Origin of the sequence: Rickettsiella endosymbiont of Rhagonycha lignosa, from assembly GCF_964031165.1 — a bacterium.
Taxonomy (GTDB): Bacteria; Pseudomonadota; Gammaproteobacteria; order Diplorickettsiales; family Diplorickettsiaceae; genus Aquirickettsiella.
In genome coordinates, this window is the sequence record NZ_OZ035011.1 from 169,633 (window position 1) to 193,687 (window position 24,055).

Annotated in this window: 21 protein-coding genes; 10 read left to right on the forward strand and 11 right to left on the reverse strand. The window is 36.2% G+C overall.

The features are described from left to right. Window positions 1-2 precede the first annotated feature (2 nt). On the forward strand, window positions 3-806 hold the full coding sequence (gene rsmA / locus AAHI99_RS00785) for a 16S rRNA (adenine(1518)-N(6)/adenine(1519)-N(6))-dimethyltransferase RsmA (protein ID WP_342227796.1): 804 nt from the start codon (window positions 3-5) through the stop codon (window positions 804-806). Between the two features lie 83 nt (window positions 807-889). Here the strand turns inward: rsmA and AAHI99_RS00790 are convergent, their stop codons facing one another. After that, window positions 890-1,099, reverse strand: a complete 210-nt coding sequence (locus AAHI99_RS00790) for a CsbD family protein (protein ID WP_342227797.1) — start codon at window positions 1,097-1,099, stop codon at window positions 890-892. 178 nt (window positions 1,100-1,277) lie between these two features. Then, window positions 1,278-2,033 (reverse strand): FKBP-type peptidyl-prolyl cis-trans isomerase, encoded by a 756-nt coding sequence (locus tag AAHI99_RS00795; RefSeq protein ID WP_342227798.1) that lies wholly within the window; start codon window positions 2,031-2,033, stop codon window positions 1,278-1,280. Window positions 2,034-2,121: 88 nt separating this feature from the next. Here AAHI99_RS00795 and mnmG point away from each other — a divergent pair, with 88 nt between their 5' ends. The 3 genes from mnmG (at window position 2,122) to AAHI99_RS00810 (ending at window position 8,183) form a co-directional block, all read left to right on the forward strand. Continuing rightward, window positions 2,122-3,990, forward strand: coding sequence for a tRNA uridine-5-carboxymethylaminomethyl(34) synthesis enzyme MnmG (gene mnmG, locus AAHI99_RS00800; RefSeq protein WP_425288739.1), 1,869 nt, complete (start codon window positions 2,122-2,124; stop codon window positions 3,988-3,990). Between the two features lie 16 nt (window positions 3,991-4,006). Further along, the gene (gene mfd, locus AAHI99_RS00805; RefSeq protein ID WP_342227800.1) at window positions 4,007-7,456 is read left to right on the forward strand and encodes a transcription-repair coupling factor; all 3,450 of its coding nucleotides are present in this window, start codon (window positions 4,007-4,009) and stop codon (window positions 7,454-7,456) included. A 250-nt stretch (window positions 7,457-7,706) separates the two neighbouring features. Then, window positions 7,707-8,183: a hypothetical protein gene (locus AAHI99_RS00810; RefSeq protein ID WP_342227801.1), complete on the forward strand. Its 477-nt coding sequence runs from the start codon at window positions 7,707-7,709 to the stop codon at window positions 8,181-8,183. Window positions 8,184-8,240: 57 nt separating this feature from the next. Here the strand turns inward: AAHI99_RS00810 and AAHI99_RS00815 are convergent, their stop codons facing one another. The 5 genes from AAHI99_RS00815 to djlA are packed head-to-tail and all read right to left on the reverse strand — an operon-like array spanning window position 8,241 to window position 14,056. After that, the gene (locus AAHI99_RS00815) at window positions 8,241-9,536 is read right to left on the reverse strand and encodes a peptidylprolyl isomerase (RefSeq protein WP_342227802.1); all 1,296 of its coding nucleotides are present in this window, start codon (window positions 9,534-9,536) and stop codon (window positions 8,241-8,243) included. A gap of 12 nt (window positions 9,537-9,548) precedes the next feature. Continuing rightward, a complete protein-coding gene (locus AAHI99_RS00820) occupies window positions 9,549-12,119 on the reverse strand; it encodes an LPS-assembly protein LptD (protein ID WP_342227803.1) in 2,571 nt (856 codons plus the stop codon). A gap of 43 nt (window positions 12,120-12,162) precedes the next feature. Beyond that, on the reverse strand, window positions 12,163-12,555 hold the full coding sequence (locus AAHI99_RS00825) for a hypothetical protein (RefSeq protein ID WP_342227804.1): 393 nt from the start codon (window positions 12,553-12,555) through the stop codon (window positions 12,163-12,165). Between the two features lie 11 nt (window positions 12,556-12,566). Continuing rightward, on the reverse strand, window positions 12,567-13,232 hold the full coding sequence (gene rpe / locus AAHI99_RS00830; protein ID WP_342227805.1) for a ribulose-phosphate 3-epimerase: 666 nt from the start codon (window positions 13,230-13,232) through the stop codon (window positions 12,567-12,569). Further along, window positions 13,232-14,056, reverse strand: coding sequence for a co-chaperone DjlA (djlA, locus tag AAHI99_RS00835; protein ID WP_342227806.1), 825 nt, complete (start codon window positions 14,054-14,056; stop codon window positions 13,232-13,234). The genes rpe and djlA overlap by 1 nt, the downstream gene beginning before the upstream one ends. A 153-nt stretch (window positions 14,057-14,209) precedes the next feature. On the opposite strand from djlA, the gene waaA reads away from it, so the two are divergent. Beyond that, complete coding sequence (waaA, locus tag AAHI99_RS00840; protein ID WP_342227807.1) at window positions 14,210-15,436, forward strand: lipid IV(A) 3-deoxy-D-manno-octulosonic acid transferase; 1,227 nt, start codon at window positions 14,210-14,212, stop codon at window positions 15,434-15,436. Window positions 15,437-15,448: 12 nt separating this feature from the next. Then, window positions 15,449-16,117: a riboflavin synthase subunit alpha gene (locus AAHI99_RS00845; protein WP_342227808.1), complete on the forward strand. Its 669-nt coding sequence runs from the start codon at window positions 15,449-15,451 to the stop codon at window positions 16,115-16,117. A gap of 2 nt (window positions 16,118-16,119) precedes the next feature. On the opposite strand, the gene AAHI99_RS00850 is transcribed toward AAHI99_RS00845, so the two are convergent. Further along, the gene (locus AAHI99_RS00850; protein WP_342227809.1) at window positions 16,120-16,782 is read right to left on the reverse strand and encodes an HAD family hydrolase; all 663 of its coding nucleotides are present in this window, start codon (window positions 16,780-16,782) and stop codon (window positions 16,120-16,122) included. A gap of 161 nt (window positions 16,783-16,943) precedes the next feature. After that, window positions 16,944-17,912 (reverse strand): hypothetical protein, encoded by a 969-nt coding sequence (locus tag AAHI99_RS00855; protein ID WP_342227810.1) that lies wholly within the window; start codon window positions 17,910-17,912, stop codon window positions 16,944-16,946. Window positions 17,913-17,987: 75 nt separating this feature from the next. Here AAHI99_RS00855 and phrB point away from each other — a divergent pair, with 75 nt between their 5' ends. Next, window positions 17,988-19,403 carry a deoxyribodipyrimidine photo-lyase gene (gene phrB, locus AAHI99_RS00860; protein ID WP_342227811.1) on the forward strand — a complete coding sequence of 472 codons (1,416 nt, stop codon included), beginning with the start codon at window positions 17,988-17,990 and terminating at the stop codon, window positions 19,401-19,403. 62 nt (window positions 19,404-19,465) lie between these two features. Then, a complete protein-coding gene (locus tag AAHI99_RS00865) occupies window positions 19,466-19,804 on the forward strand; it encodes a hypothetical protein (RefSeq protein WP_342227812.1) in 339 nt (112 codons plus the stop codon). On the opposite strand, the gene AAHI99_RS00870 is transcribed toward AAHI99_RS00865, so the two are convergent. Then, window positions 19,801-20,211 carry a hypothetical protein gene (locus AAHI99_RS00870; protein WP_342227813.1) on the reverse strand — a complete coding sequence of 137 codons (411 nt, stop codon included), beginning with the start codon at window positions 20,209-20,211 and terminating at the stop codon, window positions 19,801-19,803. The two genes, AAHI99_RS00865 and AAHI99_RS00870, sit on opposite strands and share 4 nt — an antisense overlap. A 229-nt stretch (window positions 20,212-20,440) precedes the next feature. Next, the gene (locus AAHI99_RS00875; protein ID WP_342227814.1) at window positions 20,441-21,781 is read right to left on the reverse strand and encodes an MBL fold metallo-hydrolase; all 1,341 of its coding nucleotides are present in this window, start codon (window positions 21,779-21,781) and stop codon (window positions 20,441-20,443) included. 233 nt (window positions 21,782-22,014) lie between these two features. On the opposite strand from AAHI99_RS00875, the gene AAHI99_RS00880 reads away from it, so the two are divergent. Together AAHI99_RS00880 and AAHI99_RS00885 are read left to right on the forward strand one after the other, a co-directional pair. Then, a complete protein-coding gene (locus tag AAHI99_RS00880; RefSeq protein WP_342227815.1) occupies window positions 22,015-22,968 on the forward strand; it encodes a hypothetical protein in 954 nt (317 codons plus the stop codon). A 150-nt stretch (window positions 22,969-23,118) separates the two neighbouring features. Next, window positions 23,119-23,850 carry an oxidative stress defense protein gene (locus AAHI99_RS00885; protein ID WP_342227816.1) on the forward strand — a complete coding sequence of 244 codons (732 nt, stop codon included), beginning with the start codon at window positions 23,119-23,121 and terminating at the stop codon, window positions 23,848-23,850. Window positions 23,851-24,055 lie beyond the last annotated feature (205 nt).

Sequence of the window (24,055 nt, forward strand, 5' to 3'; positions counted from 1 at the left end):
TAATGTTACCCATTCCTGCACGTAAACGCTTCGGTCAACATTTTCTGCATGAAAGCTTTGTTATCGATAAAATGGTACAAGCCATCGCGCCTCAAAAAACCGATCATATGATTGAGATTGGTCCGGGTTTGGGGGCGCTAACCGAGCGATTGTTACCGTATCTTAAAAGCTTAACTGTAATAGAGCTAGATAAAGATCTCATTCCCCTCTTACAAAAAAAATGTGCTGCACTTGGAGAATTAATTGTTTACCAAGGAGATGTTTTAAAAATTGATTTTCATACCTTGAGTAACACTGAACAAGTTTGGCGTTTAGTGGGGAATCTTCCTTATAATATTTCTACCCCTTTATTGTTCCATTGTCTTGAGCAAGCTAATATCATTCAAGATATGCATTTTATGCTACAAAAGGAAGTAGTCGATAGAATAACATCATCTCCCGGGCAAGCCAGTTACGGTCGTTTGAGTGTGATGATTCAGTATTATTGTCAGGTAGAAAAATTATTTAATGTGAAATCAGGTGCTTTCCAACCCCCTCCAAAAGTAGATTCTGCTGTGATCCGGCTTAGTCCTTATAGAGAATTACCTTATAAAGCTAATGATTACGTCATTTTTGCTCAAATAGTCCGAAATGCATTTAATCATCGACGTAAAATGCTACGTAACAATTTGGCTAATTACTTACAAGAACATGAATTCGAACAGTTAAAAATTAATTCGACACTGCGACCTGAACAATTGGCTATTAGTGATTATGTTAAATTAGCCAATTTTGTTGCTAAAAGAAATGAGTTAAAAAAAGTTTAGTTTTTTAATAAGCAGAGATTAACCAATCCCACTCCAATAAATTGATGTGGGATGATTAAAAAAGAATTTATAAATTTAAAATTTTAATGATGGTCTTTATGTTTATTAAAAAATTCATGGAGATCTTTTTGGGCTTGTTCCTTGCTAATACCGTATCGTTCTTGAATTTTTCCAATTAATTTTTCTTTATCGCCATGTAATTGTTCCCAATCATCATCGGTCAATTTTCCCCATTTTTCTCGTAGTTTGCCTTTAATTTGTTGCCATTTTCCTTTTAGTTCTTCCGGATTCATAATGTTTTCCTCCTTGAAGATATGAAACAGATAAAAAAATTATTTCCGTTAATTTTTATCTCAATCAGTATAGCTTAAGTTTAAGGACATTCAAGCTGACGAGTTTGGTTCATTTTTTTAAATCCATCGTACAGACAATTTACTGAATTTTTATCAATACGATGGATTTAGACTAACTTTATGCGCTTTTCTTTACTTCAATAAGATGAATTGTAAATACGAGTGTTTGATTAGGGCCAATCGCTTTATCAACTCCATGCTCACCATAAGCCAATTGCGGAGGAATAACAACTTGATAGGTTGCGCCTGGTTTCATGATCTTTAGAACTTCTATCCAACCAGGAATCACATTATTTAGAGGAAAAGTTACAGGTTCTTTTGATTTCTCAAAAACAGTGCCATTAGTATAACTTCCGGTATATTCAACTTTAACCATGGAAGTGTCTGTTGGGCTTTCGCCATTGCCGGCACTTATTACTTTATATTGAATTCCACTTTTAGTAGTTATAACACCTGGTTTTGTTTTATTATCAGCTAAGAAAGAATCGCCTTGTTCTTTATTTTTAAGACTAATATCTTTAAATTCAGCTTGTTTTTTGTTAATCAATTCTTGTTGAAAGTTTTTCAAAATATCCGCCATTTGTGCTTGGGTTAATAGTGTTTTTCCGCGAGAGCCATCAGCCAATCCTTTTCCTAAAGCAACTGGATCGACATCAATGCCTTGTTCTTTAAAATTTTCAGCCAAATCGGCACCAATACTATAGCTTATTTGACCTTTGGTGGTCTTAAGAACAGGGGAATTGCTGACTATTTTTGGAAAAGTAGCTGTGGTTTTGAGTTGATTAACCGTAACTGGAGAGGTACTCTGTGCAGCCAGTATATTTGAACTGATGAGTAAGCTAGCCAGGGCAGTCAATACAGGTAATCTTGTCATTGGATTTCCTCTTGAGAGACGGTATTAAAAACCGATATATTGCCCTAACTTTCGTTAGAAAACTATAGTTAATTAATAAAAATTTAAAATTATGCTTTTTTCAACAGAATATGATGTCATTATTGTCGGCGGAGGTCATGCTGGCACAGAAGCGGCGTTGGCAGCAGCGCGATTAGGCGCGTCTACTTTATTATTAACACATAATATTGAAACTCTAGGGCAATTATCTTGTAATCCTTCTATAGGAGGAATTGGAAAAAGTCATTTAGTGAAAGAGGTTGACGCGTTAGGTGGCATAATGGCTCATGCTGCTGATCTGGCAGGAATACAATGGCGTACATTGAATGCGAGTAAAGGGCCGGCAGTGCGCGCAACAAGAGCGCAAATGGATCGGTGTTTATATAAACAAGCAATTCGTAAGACTCTAGAAAATCAAGCTAATTTATTTATTTTTCAACAAGGTGTCGATGATGTAATCCTGCAGTCTAATCGCATTGTGGGTGTGGTAACGCAAATGGGATTACGTTTCTATGCAAAAGCCGTGGTATTGACTGCCGGTACTTTTTTAGCAGGAAAAATTCATATAGGTTTGCAACAAGCGCAAGGAGGACGTGCAGGTGATCCGGCAGCTAATTTCTTAGCTGAAAAGTTGCGTCAATTACCGCTGCGGATTAAACGTTTAAAAACTGGAACACCTCCGCGTTTAGATGGCCGTAGCATTAATTATAAAATTTTATTAGAGCAACCCAGTGATAATCCTTTACCGGTATTTTCGTATTTAGGAAAGATAGAACAACATCCCACACAAATAAGTTGTTTTATTACTTATACTAATGAAAAAACTCATGCGATTATTCGTTCAGGATTAGATCGTTCACCTATTTATAGTGGTGTCATAGATGGAATAGGTCCTCGTTATTGTCCTTCTATTGAAGATAAAGTAGTGCGCTTTGCAGATAAATTATCCCACCAAATTTTTCTTGAACCTGAAGGACTCAATACTCATGAAGTTTATCCTAATGGCGTTTCAACAAGCCTGCCTTTCGATATACAGTGTGATTTGATTCATAGTATTAAAGGGTTAGAACAAGCGCATATTACACGTCCGGGTTATGCAATCGAATATGATTTTTTTGATCCGCGCGATCTCTTTCCATCTTTAGAATCGAGATTGCTAGAAAATTTATTTCTTGCGGGACAGATAAATGGTACAACAGGGTATGAGGAAGCGGCTGCACAAGGAATTATTGCAGGTTTAAATGCCGCTTTAAAAGCCCAAGAAAAATCAGCATGGTGCCCGCGTCGTGATGAGGCTTATATCGGTGTATTAATTGATGATCTGATTACGCAGGGTACGCTCGAGCCTTATCGGATGTTTACTAGCCGTGCTGAATATCGCTTGTTATTGCGTGAAGATAATGCCGATCTACGTTTAAGTGAATCGGCGTATCGATTAGGACTCATCAATGAAGCTCGTTGGCAAAGTGTCAATATTAAGCGCTCTACCTTAGAACAAGAACAACAACGTTTAAAACAACTTTCAATTAAACCTAATACGTCTTTGAGTACCGCTATAGAAGCACATCTAGGACAAGCTTTAACGCGAGATTATCGAGTTTCTGAATTATTGACTCGTCCAGAGTTAAATTACAAAAGTTTAATGAAAATTGAAGGTTTAGGACCAGGGGTTGACAATTTAGCGGTTGCAGAGCAAATCGAAATTCAAGCTAAATATCAAGGATATATTGATCGACAAATAGTGGAAATTCAACGACAAGCGCGTTATGAAAATATTACGCTACCACTGAGTTTAGACTATAACCTAGTGAAAGGCCTTTCTAATGAAGTGAAAGAAAAGTTGATTCAACATAAACCACTAACTTTAGGCCAGGCTTCACGTATTCCTGGGATTACACCCGCAGCAATTTCCTTGTTGTTGGTCTTTATAAAAAAGTAAAATAAATTAAGCAACTATGCCTATTTCTGACTTTTTAAATTTATCCATTCCCACAATAGCAGGGCAGCGTTTACGTTTAAGCAACCTACAACAAGATAGTCTTGCATTAGCTTTAAACCAGCTAGCGAATAGCTATGAAGGCGCAATTTTAGTGGTTACGCCAGATAATCTAATGGCAAATCGACTAGAAGCTGCATTAAAGTTTTTTTCACCACATTTAACCATCATGAATTTCCCTGACTGGGAAACTTTACCTTATGATCATTTCTCGCCGCATCAGGATATAATTTCGCAACGACTTTCGACCTTGGCGCAATTACATCAAATAAAGCAGGGTTTATTGTTGGTTCCCATCACCACCTTATTGCAGCGTATTGCTCCACTTAGTTACATACTAGCAACCAGTCTGAATGTTTCGAGTGGTGAAAAAAGATCTATCGAGGTTATAAGAAAAAATTTACAGTTAGGTGGTTACCATTGCGTATCACAAGTTTTAACGCGTGGTGAATTTGCTGTGCGGGGATCTATTTTAGATGTTTTTCCTATGGGCAGCGATTTGCCTTTTCGTGTGGACTTTGCTGATGATGAAATTGATAGTATTCGCTATTTTGATCCCGGTACACAGCGCTCTATAGAAAAAATAGAAAAAATAAATTTGCTTCCGGCACGTGAGTTTCCTTTATCCGAGTCTGCAATCAATTTTTTTCGTCAGCAATGGCGCGAAAATTTTGTCGGTAATCCTCTAAACTGTCCCCTATATGAAGCAGTGAGTGAAGGGCGCGCGCCAGCCGGAATAGAATATTATCTACCGTTATTTTTTCCACAAACACAATTATTGATTGATTACCTTCCAAAAAAAGCGTTAATTTTGCAAGTTAATAATATCCGGTTAGCGGCAGAAAATTTTTGGAAGGAAGTCAATGAGCGCTATGAACAACTTAGGTATGATATAGAACGACCAATATTAGCGCCTAAACAATTATATCTAGATGTCGATACATTATTTACGCGCTTAAAAGAGTTTCCGAGGATTTTGCTACAGCAAGCTTCAGCAGCATCTGATGATACTTATCATTCCCGCGTTAAAAACTTTCCTAATTTATCGGTTGATCATAAGCTTGAATATCCTTTACAACATTTAAGTGTCTTTTTAAATGAATTTTTAAAAGATCCACAAGCTCGAGTTTTATTTTGCGTGGAAAGCGCAGGTCGTAGAGAAGTGTTGTTTGATTTACTCAATAAATTTTCTATTCAAGTCCATCGTTGTGAAACTTGGCAAGAATTTCTGCAGGCTTCTGAACGTATTTATATCATTATTGCCCCATTAGAAGAAGGATTCTATTTAGAAAAACCGCCTTTGGTATTAATTGGTGAAGCGCAATTATTTGGTAATCAGATTATCCAAAAACGGCAAATTAAAACTAAAGGTTTAGATGCTCGTACGATTATTCGAAATTTAGCGGAGTTGGCCGAGGGTAATCCAGTGGTTCATGTTGATCATGGTGTAGGACGTTATCGAGGATTACAGCATTTAAAAATAGATGGTCAAGAAAATGAATTTTTGATAGTAGAATATGCTGCTAAAGCAAAATTATATGTTCCTGTATCGTCGCTTAATTTGATTAGTCGATACGGTGGAAATGATAGTGAGCATGCTCCTTTGCATCCATTAGGTTCTGATCAATGGGAAAAAGCAAAACGTAAAGCTGCTGAACAAATGCGCGATGTTGCTGCTGAATTACTCGATATCTATGCCCATCGCGCTGCGCAAAAGGGTTACGCTTTTCATCTGCCAGAACAGGATTATCAAGCATTTATCGCTCAATTTCCTTTTACTGAAACACAGGATCAGGAGCAAGCTATTCAGCAAGTTATCAATGATATGACTTCAGAACGTACTATGGATAGATTAATTTGCGGTGATGTCGGTTTTGGCAAAACAGAAGTTGCGATGCGTGCTGCATTTTTAGCGGTGCAATCCAATAAGCAGGTCGCCATACTGGTTCCGACCACATTATTAGCCCAACAACACTATCAAAATTTTAGCGATCGTTTTGCTGAATGGCCAGTACAGATCGAAATGATTTCACGCTTTCGTAGTGCTACGTTACAGAAAACAATTCTAGAGCGTTTGCAGAGGGGAAAAATTGATATTTTGATAGGCACTCACAAATTATTAAGCAAAGAATTACAGTTTCCGCGATTGGGTTTGTTAATCATCGATGAAGAACATCGTTTTGGTGTGCAACAAAAAGAACGTTTAAAAGCCTTACGCGCAGAAGTAGATATTTTAAGCTTAACCGCAACACCTATCCCGCGTACTTTAAATATGGCTTTATCCGGTTTGCGAGAGTTATCAATTATTGCTACACCGCCAGCGCGTCGTTTGTCGATTAAAACCTTTGTACAGATGCGTAATACCAGTTTGATCCGTGAAGCCATATTGCGGGAATTACTTCGTGGAGGCCAAGTTTATTTTTTACATAATCAAGTCGACAGTATTGAAAAAACAGCCAGAGAATTAGAAGCATTAGTCCCAGAAGCGCGCATTCAAGTAGCACATGGTCAATTACGTGAAACTGAACTTGAGCGTGTGATGGCCGATTTTTATCATCAACGTTTTAATGTATTGGTTTGCACAACAATTATCGAAACGGGAATTGATGTTCCGTCTGCTAATACCATTATCATTGATCGTGCAGATAAATTTGGTTTGGCGCAACTTCATCAATTACGTGGTCGTGTAGGTCGTTCTCATCATCAAGCCTATGCTTATTTAATGACACCACCTAAAGAAATGATGACAGGCGATGCGATGAAACGTTTAGAAGCCTTTACTTCTTTAGAAGATCTTGGCGCTGGCTTTACTTTAGCCATGCATGATTTAGAAATTCGAGGTGCAGGTGAAGTTTTAGGGGAACAGCAAAGTGGAAATATGCAATCCATAGGTTTTTCACTGTATATGGAATTACTCGAACAAACAGTAGCTGCACTAAAATCAGGTAAAGAGCCTGCGCTAAAACCTGCTAATCATGCAGTAGAAATTGATTTACATATTTCTGCATTAATTCCAGAAAACTATCTACCGGACGTACATACGCGTTTAGTGCTCTATAAACGTATTGCTCATGCAAAGGATGTACAAGAATTAGAGCAGCTCCAAGTCGAAATGATTGATCGCTTTGGTTTATTACCACAAGCGTTGAAAAATCTATTTCAACTAAGCGAATTAAAATTAATCGCCAACAAAATTGGCATTAAAAAGATTGTGTCCGGACCTCAGGGAGGACGCATCGAATTTAATCAAAAGCCAAATATTAATCCTGCAGATATCATCCAGTTAATTCAAAAATATCCAACCTTATATAAACTCGATGGGCCCACGCACTTACGTTTTAACTTTGAGCAGTCTTTACCTGAGATAAGAATAAAAAATCTTCACAATTTATTAAAAAAATTTACGTAGATATTTTTTTATTATGTAAACTTCTATGTTTTTTAAAAGGATTAGCTATGAAATTTTCAAACTTATTTGTATAAAATTTAGGATTTGGATGAAATACATCGCTTATAAATTATTTCAGTTAATTTTTGAAAAAATATTTTACTAGAAAATAATTTTATTTTTTATTATTATTTGCTTTTCATTAGGTTTTTTTATATTTTTAAATATAAAAAAATATTCGATGATAATTTTTAAAAGGATTTTTCGACTTATGAAAATATTTAATTATTCAACCTTGAGCCTATTATTTACAACTATTCTGCAAACAGTTTATGGATACACTTGCCCCAATCTCATACAAATTAATAAAAAAATAGATGCGAAACAACCGATGCGTTTTCCATTGGTAGAAGGGCAGCCTCCATTTTGGCGTTACAAAGATTTAAATAATAGAATTAAAAAATTTTATGTCGGAACGGCAAGAGCGACAGAAATTGGAGGTATATATTACCAAGAACCGTCAAAAGAAATTAATTCATCATTAACCTGTATTTATAAAAATAGCCAACCAACGTATTTTTCTTTGGCTGCAGCAAAAAAAAGGGTAAATGAAGTCAATTCTTCATCGATTACAAAGGATAAAAATTGGAGTGGATTTTATCGTAATGGTTTATATGTTTGTGGTGACGATAACCAGCCAAAAGAGAATATAGAGGTGTGTCAATTTAGTCTTAAAGTTTCGCGTTGATTTTTTTCTAAGTTCCAACACCTTACACAGCGTTACCAATAATTAGGCTATAGCGATTTACATAATTTTCACATAAGATTGGTTACGTATTTGACGTAACCAATTTTTTAATGCTTGTTGAAATTTACGTTGATAAACTAACTGTGCAGCTTGCTCGCGTGAAACGTTTTGTGATGTTTGTAATTTTTGCGCTCTACCTAATACTTGTACGATATGCCAACCAAACTGTGTTTGAAAAGGTAAACTAATCTGATTGATAGCCAATTTTTTGATTTGTGCTTCAAAAGTAGGATCGAATAGACCCGGTAAAGTCCAACCTAGATCACCACCTTTATAGGCAGAACCTGGATCTTGAGAGTATTTTTTTGCCAGCTCTGCAAAACTACCACCGCGTAAAATGTCCGCACGAATTTCTTTAAGACGTAGCTCTGCTTGCTGATTGTTAAGTAAAGGAGAGGTTTTAATTAAAATATGTCGAGAATGTGTGGACGTCACATAATGGGGAGTTGAATTATCGCCCCGTATTTCTAATAGGCGAACGAGATGAAAGCCATTGTCAGCTTGAATGGGGTTAGTTATTTCGCCAGGTTTAAGTTTTTGCACAGGTGTTTGAAAAATATCAGGTAAATCATTAAGCAGGCGCCAACCTAAATCTCCCCCGGTTAATGGAGGATTAAATTGCTTAGCTTTTTCTATCAATTCTTGAAAGGAAGTTCCGCTTTTTGCTTGTTGCAGTAGAAATAAAGCACTTGCTTTTATGCGAGTTATTTCAGCGGCCGATGGCTTGGAGGGAAATGGAATAAGCAAATCTTCTACATGGTAAGCTGCTTTTTGCGGAGTTGATTTTGGCATATGCATTAACATATCTTTGGTTTCTTGATCCGTAACGGTAATCTTTGCAGCGACTTCATCTTGCTGTAGCCGACTAATAATAAGTTGTTGACGGATTTGTTGTCGGTATTTTGCATAGGGTATATTTTCTTGTTGCAACTTCTGACGTAATTGCTCTAACGTAAAACCATTGCGTTGAGCGATGCTCATAATGGTTTTATCTAAAGCAGCTTCGTTAATTTTCAATCCTGCAGTAGCGGCTAATTGCAGTTGCAATTCATTATCTATCATTTCATTCAGTACTTGCTTGCGAAAAGTCGCTGCATCTGGAATAGGTTTGTTTTCAGCTAAGGATTGTTGGCGCGACATTTCAATGTGTTCGCTTAGCTGTTGCTGGGTGATGACACTGTTGTTAACAACCGCAACGATACGATCTAAGGTTTCAATAGCATATAAAGACTTAGGAAAAAATACACTACTGAGTAAGATAATGAATGGAAAAATTTTTTTAAGAAAGTCCATAATCGCTCGTTACTAAAAATGGGTTGCACTAGACTGAAAATTATCAGTATAGCCGGGGATATTACTAGTTAAAAAGCTGGTTATATCACTGATGCCTACGGTACTCAAGCCTTTGAGCTGAAATTGGAAATAAACAACATTATTAAATATTGGGCTGCTATTTTGATTTAGAGCAAAAAAAGTTCGGCCAGCGACAATTCGAAACGCCCAACAACAACTATCATATTGTAATCCATAGAAAAAGCTTTGCGAATATTTATGACTAAAATTATAGTTCCATCCGCCGACCGTGCTCCACTGACGTTTAAGTGGTGTTGAGAAAGAAAAGCCCAATCGATTAAAATCATTTTGATGACTATTCGGGGGTGTTGGCGGCGTAGTGACAAACAAATCGCCATAACGGATACGCCCATAATTTATATTAAATAACTGATTAGGACGAGGATGATACTGTACGTTAGCGGCAGCATTAATAATGTCATGACTGGTTGGATCCCAGGCAACATTGGCGGTAGTGCTCCATTGTGGATTGACATTGTAATTGATCTGACCTGCAATAGGAGAAAATTTTTCGGTAGGTGAGGTGGCGCCAGGAACTGCAATAGGATTAGCACATAAAGTTCCAGGTACGCTTAATTGTCTTTCTAAGGGACTACATAAAAAAACGCGCCTGTCTTTAAAATAATATATTTGACCGATACTAGCTCTTAGTTTTTCTTCTCCCGAGTATTGATCCAATAATCGAGTAGTGAGTGCATAACTAATTTGGTTAGCATCACCGATACGATCATAACCACTGAAACGATTTGTCATGAAAAGGCTGTCATAACTAAATGGAATAAGTGCGCTATCAAAAATAGGAATATTATTTTGATCACGATAAGGAACATTTAGATAAAAAAGACGAGGTTCTAATGTTTGTAAATAAGAATGTTCGCCCCAATGAGTCTTGCGATCAAAATACAAACCACTATCTACACTAAATAGAGGCGTTGTGCGTTGGATTTCGCTTTTATAACCTGTAACTTGATTCATTATATTATAGTGAGTCAGACTCAATTGAACGCGTGGAATAAGATAAGCGGCTTTACTTCGCATTGGATAACTGATGGAAGGAAAAAGATTAAGGCGAAGTGCTTGTGGCGGTTTAATTAACTCACCTGGATCATTTAAACGTTGAAAATAAGTAAGTTGATTGCTGATTTGAATATTAAACCCATGAAAATTTTGCGCGATACTATTTAAATCGATCTCAGGTAAACTATTATAAGGGTTGTTAACAGGGGATTGATTTAAAGGGTGGAGCGTTTGATAACGGTTAATACTCGTCGTAAAATTCCAAATATCGCCGGTATAATTTAATTGTGCCTGTTGTGCAAGTTGATTAATAGCGATACTCGGTGGTTGGTTAAAGTCCTCTAAATAATAGTCATCCCCGACCCAGTTAAAGTTAACCGTACTTGTCCATCGGGGCGCCCATAGACGTTGTTCTTGCCATGTAAAAGACTTTCTAGCAGTACTTGGGTAAATCAGTGGGTTGGTGTTGGGATAAAGTAACGGGATCTGGTCAGCAAGCCGCGCCGCAGCTCGGTCATAGGGAAGATAATTGGCAATGATATTCCCGCGACTATGATCAGTCAGGTAACGAAATTGACCGGCTAATTGTACTCCTCTCTTGCTTAAAGCAGTGGGTGTAAATAAAAAGTCATAATTACTTGCCATATTCCAATAATAGGGGAAACCAATACCTATCCCTGATTGTGAAGAAGTTCCAAAATTTGGAAATAAGAAGCCAGATTCACGTCTATCATCAATTGGAAAAGCAAGGTAGGGACTATATAAAATAGGCGTCCCGCGAAAATCCAACCAGGTATTATAGGCTTTGCCGCGACCCGTATCACGATTCAATATTATTTTTTTAGCAGATAGTTTCCAAGTTGGATTAATGGGTGAACAAGTTGAATAAGTACTATTATGTAAGATTATTAATCCAGGGGAGGTTTGCTCCACACTACTTGCCGAACCCCAAGCATTAATCGGCATACCTTCGTTGGTACCCATTAATATAGTGGTATTTCTTAATAAAATTCGATAAATAATATCAGTAAGATAACCCGTTTGGTTATTTAAATTTAAATGGGCTTTTTTAGCTTTGATTAAAAGATTAGGTTCTTGAAGTTTAATTTCACCGAGTAGATCCATATTCGTAATCCTCCCGGTTTTTGGATCACGATAAAAATAAACTTGATCGGCATATAATAAACGGCCTGGTTGCGTGATAATAACATTCCCACTTAAAGTAGAAGTTCCTTCAAAAGAAAAATGGGATTGTGCGGCATCAATATGCGTAAGAGCTTGCCGGACTTTACTTAAAGGTGTTTTCGCATAAGCTTGCAAGGGATCTAAGTATTTTCCTTTGCAAATACCTAATTTACTAGGTATCCAACCCAGTTGTTGTGCCATAGTCGATTCTGCCGCCAAACCAGGTGAAGCAAAACACAAAAAAACAAAATAAATTAGCCAATGAAGGGCTATGGAATTTTCTTTTTGAGGAATCGATTTCCTTTTTTTCCTATTGTTCATTTATTTTTTTTCGCTCTCTCTGGTTCGATCTTAGCCGAGAATTTTAAGGGAGAAAATTGCTTGAGACACAATTATCACCTTTAAAACTTATATGGATAATACGACCGTCAGGGGTTGTTTCAAATGAAGTCCGACAAGAGCGAACGATCGTTTGGTGTGTATTCCAAGGCTCATCATAGCTAGAGAAAAGGTTTCCATTATCGGTACGCAAAGGAGTGCGTTTAGGATTAGGGATAGAATACATTGTTTTTTGAGTGTACTGATAGATTTTATGACCATTTGGCAATTGGATCCCTGCATCAGGCTCACCCCATTTGGATATAAGGCTTTGAATATTTTTCCCTTGCCATTTATCGATTTTCTTTTGATAGTTTGCTGTACTAGCACAAGCACTTAATAAAAAAAAGAGTACGCAAGAGGCTAAGAAGTAACGCATATTATTTTTCCTTATAAATTTAATTCTGATCGTAATTCAGTTAAGGTGACGGCATAATTTTCAGTATTAAAAATACCAGAGCCTAAAATAAAAGTATCTGCACCCGCTTTGGCGATTTCAGCAATATTATTTTTTTTAATCCCTCCATCCACACCTAAACGAATAGTAGGATTGTGAGTTGAAAGTAATTGTTTGACGGATGAAATTTTGGTTAAAACTTCTGGAATAAAATGTTGTTCAGCAAATCCAGGATTAACAGACATCATTAATATTGAATCTAAATTTTCCCATTTATCATCTAAACAATTTAATGATGTTTGTGGATTAATAGCTAAACCGGCATTACAACCTAAACGACGAATTTGTTTCAAGTTTTTCATGACATTAGTACTGGCTTCAGGATGGAAAATAATTTGATTAGCGCCGGCTGCAGCAAAAGCATTAATTAAATGATCGACTGGATTTACCATCAAATGCACATCCAGAAAAGCCATAGGGAGATGCTTGCGTAAAGCACTACAGACTAATGGACCGAAGGTTAAATTGGGTACAAAATGATTATCCATGACATCGATATGCAAACTTTTTGCACCTGCTTGCAATACCGCAGTTGATTCCTTTGCTAAACACCCCATATCGGCAGATAAAATTGAGGCAGAAATAGTTAAATCGTGCATTATATCCCCTTAGCAGCACAAATACGATCGTAAGCAGCCTTGATATTTTGAGTTTTCTCAGTCGCTATTTTTATCATTTCTTCAGGTAAACCCTTAGCTAATAATTTATCAGGGTGATGTTGACTCATTTGTTTTCGATAGGCTTTTTTAATTTCGGCCGACGATGCTTGTTCAGAGATACCTAAGATAGCATAGGCGTCTCTTAGATTCAGCTGATGAGAAGAATGCGAGGATTGGTAATAGCCTTGCTGCCTCTGACCAGAAGATTGCTGGCGGAAAGCTTGCTCAAAATTAAATAGATGTTCAAAAAAGCTGAAATTGAGTGGTGCAAAACCTAAATATTGGCAGATTTTCTGCAATACTCTTTGCTTATCCGCTGTGAGATGACCTTCAGCCAAGGCGGTTTGCATTTGTATTTCTACGAAAAGCTTAAGTAAGACCTTGTTGCGATGGCAAGCTTGGACCAGTTTTTTTAAGGTTTCTTCTAAATTAAAAGAAGCTTGTTTACCCTGATTAAAAAGGTCGATAGCCTTTTGGCGCATGATTTCAGTAAGACCTAGGCGACTCATTATAGCCCTGGCAGCTTGAATTTCTGCCTCCGAAACTCGGCCATCTAGTTTTGCGATATGCCCCATCACTAAGAACGTGCTATCAAAAAAAACTTGTTGTGCTGCGCTTGGATTAACAGAAGAGAAAGTCCAACCCTGGTTTTGATTAAGACCACGATCAAAGAGGTGTCCAATAATGACGCCCAATATAAGCCCAAATGGTCCTCCAAGAAGGAAGCCAAAAAACCCGCCGATGAGCTTGCCCCATATATTCATGCTAAAACCTAAATTCATAAAATTTTGCGTACAAGATTAACAGGATATTATCTTGTCTTAAAGTTGAATAAACGATAAGCTCACCGTGAGAATATTTAATTATAATTTTATTAAGTCATGCGATTCTTATATACAATAATTTTTTATTTATTGGTGCCATTTATTTTATTGCGTTTATGGATAAAAAATCGTCAAATTCCCAATGGTTTGCAATTTTGGCATGAACGTCTAGGGTTCGGTTTACGTCCTTTCTTACCAGGTGGGATTTGGGTACATGCCGTTTCAGTAGGTGAATCCTTGGCTGCGATACCACTAATCAAGCTTTTACAGCAACGTTACCCAGTCACTCCTATTATTGTAACTAATGAAACTAAAACGGGGGCTGAACGTATCCGCGTTGAATTAGGTGATAGCGTCACGCAGCTTTACTTTCCTTATGATTTACCCCTGGTCTTAAGGAGGTTCTTCAAGGCTCTACAACCAAAATTGCTGATTTTGATAGAAACAGAACTTTGGCCTAACCTTTTAGCAAGCTGCCAGTTGTACCAAGTCCCAGTAGCCCTTGTCAATGCTCGATTATCTGAGCGTTCCGCCAAATCCTATCGACGTATTTTACCGCTCGTGCGAAAGATGTTAAATAGCATCAATGCCATCGCGGCACAGTTTCAAGCGGATGCCGATCGCTTTATCGCTTTAGGTTTTCCAGCTGAAAAGATGCAGGTTACGGGGAGTCTTAAATTTGATTTGACCCTTCCCCTAAGTCTGACTGAACAGGCACAGCACTGGCGGAAAATCTGGGGAGAAAACCGGCCAGTTTGGATTGCTGCCAGCACTCATCCTGGTGAGGAAGAGCTTATTCTTCAAGCTTTTACCGAAGCGCGTCGTTTTTATCCTGACTTATTATTAGTTTCTATACCACGACATGTGGATCGTGTTCCTCAATTAGAACAGCTATATAATCAAACTTATAAGAGTATTAAACGCAGTGATCATAATCAATCTAAGATGAGTGATGTTGATATTTTTATCGGCGATACCATGGGAGAATTACTCATTTTTTATGCAGCAGCCGATCTTGCTTTTGTAGGTGGAAGTTTAGTGGAAAAGGGCGGACAAAACCCTCTTGAGCCCGCTGCCGTTGGCTTACCTATATTGACCGGTCCTTATACTTTTAATTTTGTAACAATTACTGAACAGTTGAAACAGCGGCATGTGGAAATTCAGGTGACTAGTGCTAAAGAGTTGGCAGAGCAAGTTATTGCTTTATTATCTGATCCAGAACGACGCCAGCAAATGTCTCATGAAGCTAAAAAGTTTGTGGCAGAGAATAAAGGTTCTGTGTTAAAGCAAATGCAATTAATTGAAAATTTATTGATTTAGGTTAATTTTTTTATGTACTCTGGAATTACACAAGGTTTATTTGTTGTAAAGTCACTTATCAAACGATCTGGATTATTCCATTATAATGTCGCTTTAAATGAAGAGTTGGCAAAAGGTTTAAAAATAGGCTCTAGTGTCTCTATTGACGGTGTTTGTCAAACCGTAGTTGCGATACATGGATATGAAGTCAGCTTTGATGCGATGCAAGAAACTTTAGCTAAAACCACTTTGAATGAACTTTTTATTGGAAGAAAAGTCAGTGTGGAAAGAAGCATAGGTTTTGGTGATGAAATTGGAGGACATGAACTGAGCGGCCATATTTTTGAGACAGGGACGATAATCGATAAAAAAATCAATGGTGAGAATGTATGTTTATCTATTCAAACTTCTGAAGCGTGTTTTGCCTTTATCAAGCCAAAAGGGTACATTGCTGTGGATGGTTCTAGTTTAACCGTAGGTTTGACGGATAAAAAACAACATAGTTTTGAAGTGTATTTGATTCCTGAAACCTTACGTAAGACCAATTTTGGTAACAAAGATATTGATGATAAAGTTAACATCGAACCAGATATGAAAACTATGTTGCTGGTTGAAACTATGCAAAATTATTTTTCCGACATTGATGATCGATTAACAGCGATAGAAAAAAAATTACAACATTTCTTAACAAGCGCGCATTAAGTTTAAAATAAAATAGCCAAAATATCAGCTAATTGTTTAATCGTATACGTTGGATGTAGCGTTAGACAAGCTTTCTCATCTCCATATCCATATTCAGCCCAACACGAGTCTGCGCCAATATTTTGCGCAAATAGTAAATCAGCAGGTGTATCGCCTATCATTAAGATCTGTTTCGGGCTTATATCATTATATTTGGGTTTAATAAAATCGTTATAGGCCATAGGATCGGGTTTTTTTCTCAGTGTTTTCGTGTCGCCAATGACCATAGCAATATATTGCTTTAATTGAAAACGTTCGAGTGCCGTATTCACTGCAGCAATTGCTTTGTTGCTGACCACAATTAGAATGTAACCCGTTGCAAAAAGTTTCGCTAATACTTCAGCGGCTTTGGGAAATGGCGCACTTTTTTCTTCACCCTCAGCTAAATAAATGGCTTCGTATGTACTTAATAAGTGATGGATTTGTTGCTGGGTAAGATTGGGGCTAAGAATCTCTAGGCTTTTTTCCATGCCTAAGCCCGCACGGATGGTTTCATCGATGAAATCATGATTTGGTATCGTCATATGTAATGTTTTATATGTACGCTTAATGCAGAAAAGTATGGCATTGTGTGTAGCGCAAAGTGTGCCATCAAAATCGAGAATAAGTAATTTATAGTTATTCATAAAGCTTTACTTATGTGAGAAGATCAAAGTTCACAGCTCCTATTAAAAGTGTAGCTGGATAAATTTAATTGGTAAAGAAAAAGAATAATGCGACTAGTAACTATAGAATACTATTAGGCTTTAAAAAATTTCTAAAAACCTAATAGTGTTGTCAAATAATTTTATCTGGATGGGCGTGATAAAGGAGTTTCTGTTATTTGATCTGGATTTTGAAGCATTTTTCCTAATTCTTTCCACATGCAGGCTGAATAAGTTTCACCTTTAAAGAAAGCAAAAAATCCCCAGGGATCTCTGTGTTTTGAAAGGATTTCAACTTTATCATGTCTATTCAAAAAATCTTTAATACTTTCCAATGATTCCTTGTTACTAATCATTTTAGAGAGCTCTAAGAATATTTCGATTTTATCAGTGGCAGTTTTCCCAAAAAATTTTGGCCTTTCTAAATGCTCAAAGACTTCACCAATGCTTTGTTGTAGTGTTAGATAGATATCGCGATCAGGGTGTGTATCTCCTTCAAAATGTAGAATTTTTAATTCCTGAGCATTATCTGGGAATTCTTTCAGAGCTTTTTCACTAGCTAGATTTTGGATGGATGTAGATCTATAAGGAAAAAGATAGATTTTATTACTAAGTGTTTTTTCATTATTGATAGAATAGATACAGCAATTAGGGATGACGTTTTCAGTATAAGTTTCAGGAATTTCATAACCCAATTGAGTGTTTTTAGTATTTGTTTGATAAGAAAAAATTTTAAAAAAATTTATAATGTTTTTATCCTTTATTTCTTCTCCATCTTTTCTAAAAAGAACTTTATTATAAATGAATTCTGCATGTTGAATTTCTGGAAATAACTTAAAAAGTTCTTGGGCACGTGTAATTTTATCCATCTGCGTTGGCTTATAGCCTGGATACTGCAATATTCGTGTTTGATATATATTTTTGACGTTTTCTTCTAAATAGTCTTTTAGTATTGAAAAATCAATTTTTTTGGATTTTTCATGGATACATCTAAATTGCAATTGAAAATTTTTATCCTTTGAATCGGTGACATTTAAAATTTGGATGGATTGATTGTCGAAAATAGCATAAGAATTTTCAGAAAAAATTAAACAAGAATCAGTTTTTGGCATAACCCACCTTATTTATTATACTTATAATAAAACCATATCATACACTATAAGTATCAACAACTTGGAAATTTCTTTATGAAAGGTCTGATCTGGTTTCGTGAAGATCTGCGTTTGCATGATAATACAGCACTGTATCATGCTGCACGGCAATGTGAAGAAGGTATTATAGGAATTTACATCATTGATACCCATTTTTGGAAAAAACATCGCATGGCCGCATGTCGAGTTCAGTTTTTACTCACTGGACTATTGGAATTAAGTCAAAATTTGCAATCAAGAAATATTCCCTTAATAATCAAACAAGTAAAAAAAACTGGAGATATTCCAGAAATTTTATATCAAAATATAAAAAAATATAAGCTTGATACATTATTTTTTAATAAGCAATATGAAATAGATGAGAAACGACGGGATAAAATTGTTTGCAATTATTTAAACCAACATGGTATTAAATGTATTGCATATGATGATCAAGTGATATTAACACCAGGAATAGTACAAACAAAACAGGGAAAACCTTTTAGGATTTTCACTCCTTATAAACGCGCCTACTTGCAATTGTTATTGAATAATAAAACTAGCGTTCCGCATTATTCGCTGCCTAAACCTCAACATACACTCGAGATTCGATCCAGCAGAGTTCCGTTAAAGCTTATCGATTTCTCTACCACTATTATTTGGCCTTCCGGTGAAAAAGAAGCACAGCGTCGCTTAAAAAAATTTATAAAAAATGAGTTATTTAGTTATCATAAAACTCGTGATTTTCCAGCATTGGAAGGTACGAGTTTATTATCTCCCTATTTGGCAACGGGAATGATTTCACCACGCAAATGTTTACTGGCCGCCTTAATGGCCAACAAAGGTGAATTTGCTGGGGGAAATAAAGGTGCAACGACATGGATCAATGAATTAATTTGGAGAGATTTTTATAAGCATTTATTAGATGCGATACCACGTTTGTCGATGCATCAGCCTTACCGATTGGAAACTGAAAAATTAAAATGGAAATATAATCAAAAACAATTACACGCATGGCAACAGGGTAATACCGGCTATCCTATTGTTGATGCCGGTATGCGTCAATTAAAAAAAATCGGTTGGATGCATAATCGCTTACGCATGATAGTTGCAATGTTTTTAAGCAAAAACTTATTTTTTGATTGGCGCCTAGGCGAGGATTTTTTTATTCGGCATTTGATTGATGGCGATTTAGCAGCAAATAATGGCGGTTGGCAATGGAGCGCTTCTACAGGAACTGATGCAGTGCCTTATTTTCGAATTTTTAATCCGTTACGACAAAGTGAACGTTTTGATCCACAAGGAGATTTTATTCGTCAGTATTGCCCTGAATTGCGTTCATTTGATGCTCGAACGATTCATGATCCTCATCAGCGTGCACCGGTATTAGCTTTAAAAAGTGGCTACCCCAAGCCAATCATTGACTTTAAAAGTTCACGTATGGCTACCATTAAAGCTTTTAAATCACTTTAATGCTGACTGGAAAAATTAAAAATTTTCAACTATTTTTAAAATTTCTGATTTGAGGAAGCACTATGCAAGCAAAAAGCAAAGTTAGCATGATCCATTTATCAGCTTCATTCTTACTGCTGATAAGCATGTCTCATAAAAGCTTAGCGCTCCCTAATGTAATGAACGTTGCTATACAAGGGATGGAAGCTAAAAAATTATTTGTTTATCTTACGGGTCCGAAAGTACATCCTGATGCAGGAATGAGCAAACAATATTTACAAGGAATCAATGTGGTCTGCCAATATGTAACAGCACCTATCTCACATAATGGCGTAAATGTACCTGTGGGTGATCCCTCCCGGTATTCCTGTACCATGAACTTTGATTACAATGGCTTAGCAGGATCTACTACGCTCCCTTAAGAAGTTTGTTTATATGCGCCGGCCTGAGCAGAAAAATTTGCAGCTTGGTTATTAGCATTTTTTTGTTTAAAAAAACCACATGTCTTTTGCGGAAAAAAAAGACGATGAAATTTAAGCTTTAATTTTTCAATTTCCCTTTTGGTTGCTTTGATATCTGCACGAAGTTCATGAATAAGGACTTCGCATTCAGCATACAAACGCTGATCATCTGCCAATTTTTCTCTTAATATACTGATGTTAGAAGTTGGAAGATTTGTTTGCTGTAAAGCATGATTTAATTTTTCTTCTGAATCTTGAAAAAATAATTTGATTTCTCTTTTTAATTCGTTCTGCTTGGTGAGAGATTTTCGAATAGAAATTAAATGTATTCGTTGTTGTTTAATTTTTTGTTTTATATTTTTATACATATTTGTCCATAAATAGTTAAGCGACGAAGGTTACATTTTTTTTTAGAAAAAAAACAACCTATTTTATTTTAAATGTTATGTAAATAAATTAAAATATTAAAAATATAATAATTTTAAACTTAACCATTCTCTTTAGAAATATGCCTAAAAAGTTTTCTTACAGTTGATAAAGGTAGACGAAGAATGAGCATGTAAAACTTATTGACTTGCTAATGTAATTTATTTCAATCTAGTGACTATGGCTAAAATATGGACCATATACTGCCTTAACAACGTACTTATTTATAGTATTTTTCATAAAAATAACCCAATATTTTTCTCCTTCAGGCGAGACTCTTATTACAATGTCTCCCACAGTATTTTTATAATAGTGTTCGATAGGGTTTTGCTGATTTGGATTACCTAATACCGGTAATGCCAAATCGTTTAATTTAAAGTAATGAAGGGCAAACAAATCCCTTGAATAAGGATAATTTCTAATGTCTAGAGTTCTAAGAATCATTGGCAAACTCGTTTGGGAAACGGCCCAATTTTGTTGAATCCAAACCGTTGGCCTTAATATTTTTACAAAAATATTACTCTGAGCATCATCAAATCCATGATGATCCAAAGTAGCAACGTCCACTTTCCCAATAACGGGTGCCGCTAAAGCTTCAACCGAATTATCAATATCTTTGCCGGTTAATTCACGTCCTGTTATATCTCCACCGGTAAAATACCGAAATGCCCCGTAAGTAATACGAAATCCATTTGAGAGATCATTCTCTTTTTTAGCATTGAGCTGATCCTTGCCAGTATACTGAATACACTGGCAAGTACTTTCTTTCTCTCCAGTCCAAACATAACCATTACCAAGGATATTCCTGACTTTAAAATTAGGATAAAAATGATAAATTAAATGAATTTGTGAATTGCTGCCAACTTTGAACTTCTCAGCTTTTAAATGCTTATGCTTAATTTGATAATTTATAAAACGTTTATAGGATTGCATGGTTAAGGCGGTTAGTTGAGCATATTCATTTATTGTTGAATGAAGATAATTATTTAAGTTACCTGGGATATCTCCGTGATGATCATAATCAGGGTAACTGCGGTCAATAAGCGTATGGATATTTATTTTTTCTCCAAGTCCAGTAATCCCAAATAGTTTAAAATGACCTTGGGTTTGTTCTTCACGCTCTTTATTCCATTCGCCCATATGATCAAAATGGTAATGAGACAACACTACATAATCTAATTTTCCAGGGTGGGGAGAAAATTGATTAATAAATTGAGCAACCCATGCATAACTAGGTTTACTGGTATTGGGTAAAACCGAGGAATATTCAGGCAACAACGATTCCTGTTTTTTATAGCTAATAGAAGCGTCACCCATGTCATAGAGTAACGTAGTGCCATCTGGGAATATCATAAATGTTGAATTACCCGCACCTTCGTGTATGTGATAGATATCTAAATATCCTTTTTGCCAGCTTGGCAATGGTTTTCCTGCCTGAAGTTGAGCACCGAAACACCAGCTCATGCCACATAGAAATAATAAGTTTAAGATATAATATTTGAGTTTAATCATACACATCTTGCCCCTAGTTCGGAGACTTATTTTTTTAAAAATACACTCTGCGTTTATTAGCCCTGAGATAAAAGAAAGCCAGTTAAATCCCTTAATAATACCTTAATCTACTCTCTATATAGTTGATATTAGAAAGAGGATATATCCGGAAATATACCACCATTTACTTTAAAACCTCTAACTGAAAGTTCTTATTTAAAAGCGTTAACACGTTTTATGAGAGGTGTGCCAAAATGGAAAGAGATTTGACAGCAGAAGATAGTCTTTTATTTAATTTTGAAAAATATAAGTATCTTGGTAACCCATTCGACGATGCGATGGATGATGTTTATATTTCCTGTAATGCTGCCAATATTTTATTATATTTAGCACCCATAAGCTTGCCCACCATAATTTTAGGTACTGCGTGGAATCTTATCGATTCTTGTGGGGCATTTATACTTGCTTACCAAGAGGGAAGAAATCATGATCCATGGGCTCAAGGAATCAATGCTTTATCTGGCATACCGTTGCTAACGGGGACAATTGCAAGCCTGCTGTTAAATCCCGATATAGTATTTATAGGCCTCCATGCATCATTAGGGTTGTCAATTATTGCAGCAAGTGCATCTAGTTTTGCCTTTGCAGCGGCTATGTTTTTCTCTTTGGCCTTAGAACATCACAAGGTAAAATTATGCCGCGCCGAAATTGATAAATTAAATATTCCCATCAAAGAAACATTATCTAGGCTGGGTAATTTTTTAGAAGCTGATAAGTTTAAAGATATACAAGATGAGAGAGAAAAAATATCCTTCCTAAAAACATTTTTAGAGAATTTAAGAAAAGAAAAACTAATTGAAAATGAAGATTTAATAAAATTATTAGAAAGTTGGCATTATCAACAACAAAAATTAGAGATACATGAACGTGCTCGACGAGCATGGGGACTCTGTGCCGTATTTATGACCGTTGTTGCCATCGTGTCGGTGGTTATAACGGTTCTTCTTGGCTTAAGTATATTGACGGGTGGGATTGCCATGGCTTTAGCATCTTCGGTAGCGCTTTTAGGTAGTGCTTTGTATCGTCAAAAAGATGCTACTAATACGATAAAAAATGTGTACAGCTTTTTCAAACCTCAACCAACAGCGCATAATCAGGATGATAATTTCATTCCTACTAATAATAATCTAAGGCCTGCAGGTTTTTAAAGTAGAAAATTTGAACTATGCAAAGTCAGTGCTTTGCACAATAAGTAGTCTTTTAAATTAAAGGCTTCATTGCTATTATTCCCTTATTGGACTATGCATAGAATTTCTAAATTAAATTTTAAAAAAGTACTTTCCGCTATTGGAGGCACAATGAAATTAAAGACTCTGATTTTAGCAGTCAGCCTAGGATTAACAACATCTGTTTTGTCTTTGATCCACGCTGACGAGCTCCCAGCAGCTCCACATCTAAGCACGATAGGCACTGCCAGTATCGATGTAACCCCAGATATTGCAACTATAACAATTGAAGTAAACTATACAGCTAAACAGGCAGTTGATGCTAAACAGAAGGTTGATAAACGTGTCACGCAATATTTTGATTTTTTACGTAAAAATGGGATTGAACAAAAGGATATTAATGCAGCTAATTTAAGCACGCAAGCAGAATATGATTATCAGAATAATTCATCCGAACTAAAAGGATTCCGGGCAGTACGTCAGGTTCAAGTTACTGTGCGCGAGATCGGGAAACTTAATCAACTATTGGATGGTGCACTAAAATTAGGTTTAAATGAGATTCAAGCGATAAAATTAGGTGTAGCAAAACCTAGTAACTATCGTGAACAAGTACGTAAAAAAGCGATTCAAAATGCGATCTTACTAGCCAGGTCACTAGCGGAGGGGTTTAAAGTTAAACTGGGACCTATTTATAGCATTCATTATCAAGGAGATATTGACCAATTACCATTGCCAGTTATGTTTCTTCGCGCTGAAAACACATCTACAAGCACTTCCTCGCAAACTTATCAACAAACAAGCATTCATTTTAAGGATCAAGTTGCAGTAGTTTTTGACTTGGAAAATTCTATGAGTAAAAGATAACAAGACTGTCGAGATTTTACTGTGTGCCCGGAGGACTCAAATCTCCCACGCTCAGGTTGAAGTGAGAATGCAAGGTAAGATATTTAAAAAAACAACTTTTTAAGCTATCCATTCACGACGCAACAGATCATTTTCGCGCTTCAGTTGTTAAATTTATTCTTCCTGGAAAGGAGTTGTTTATAATTGACATTTTTTAATGTAAACT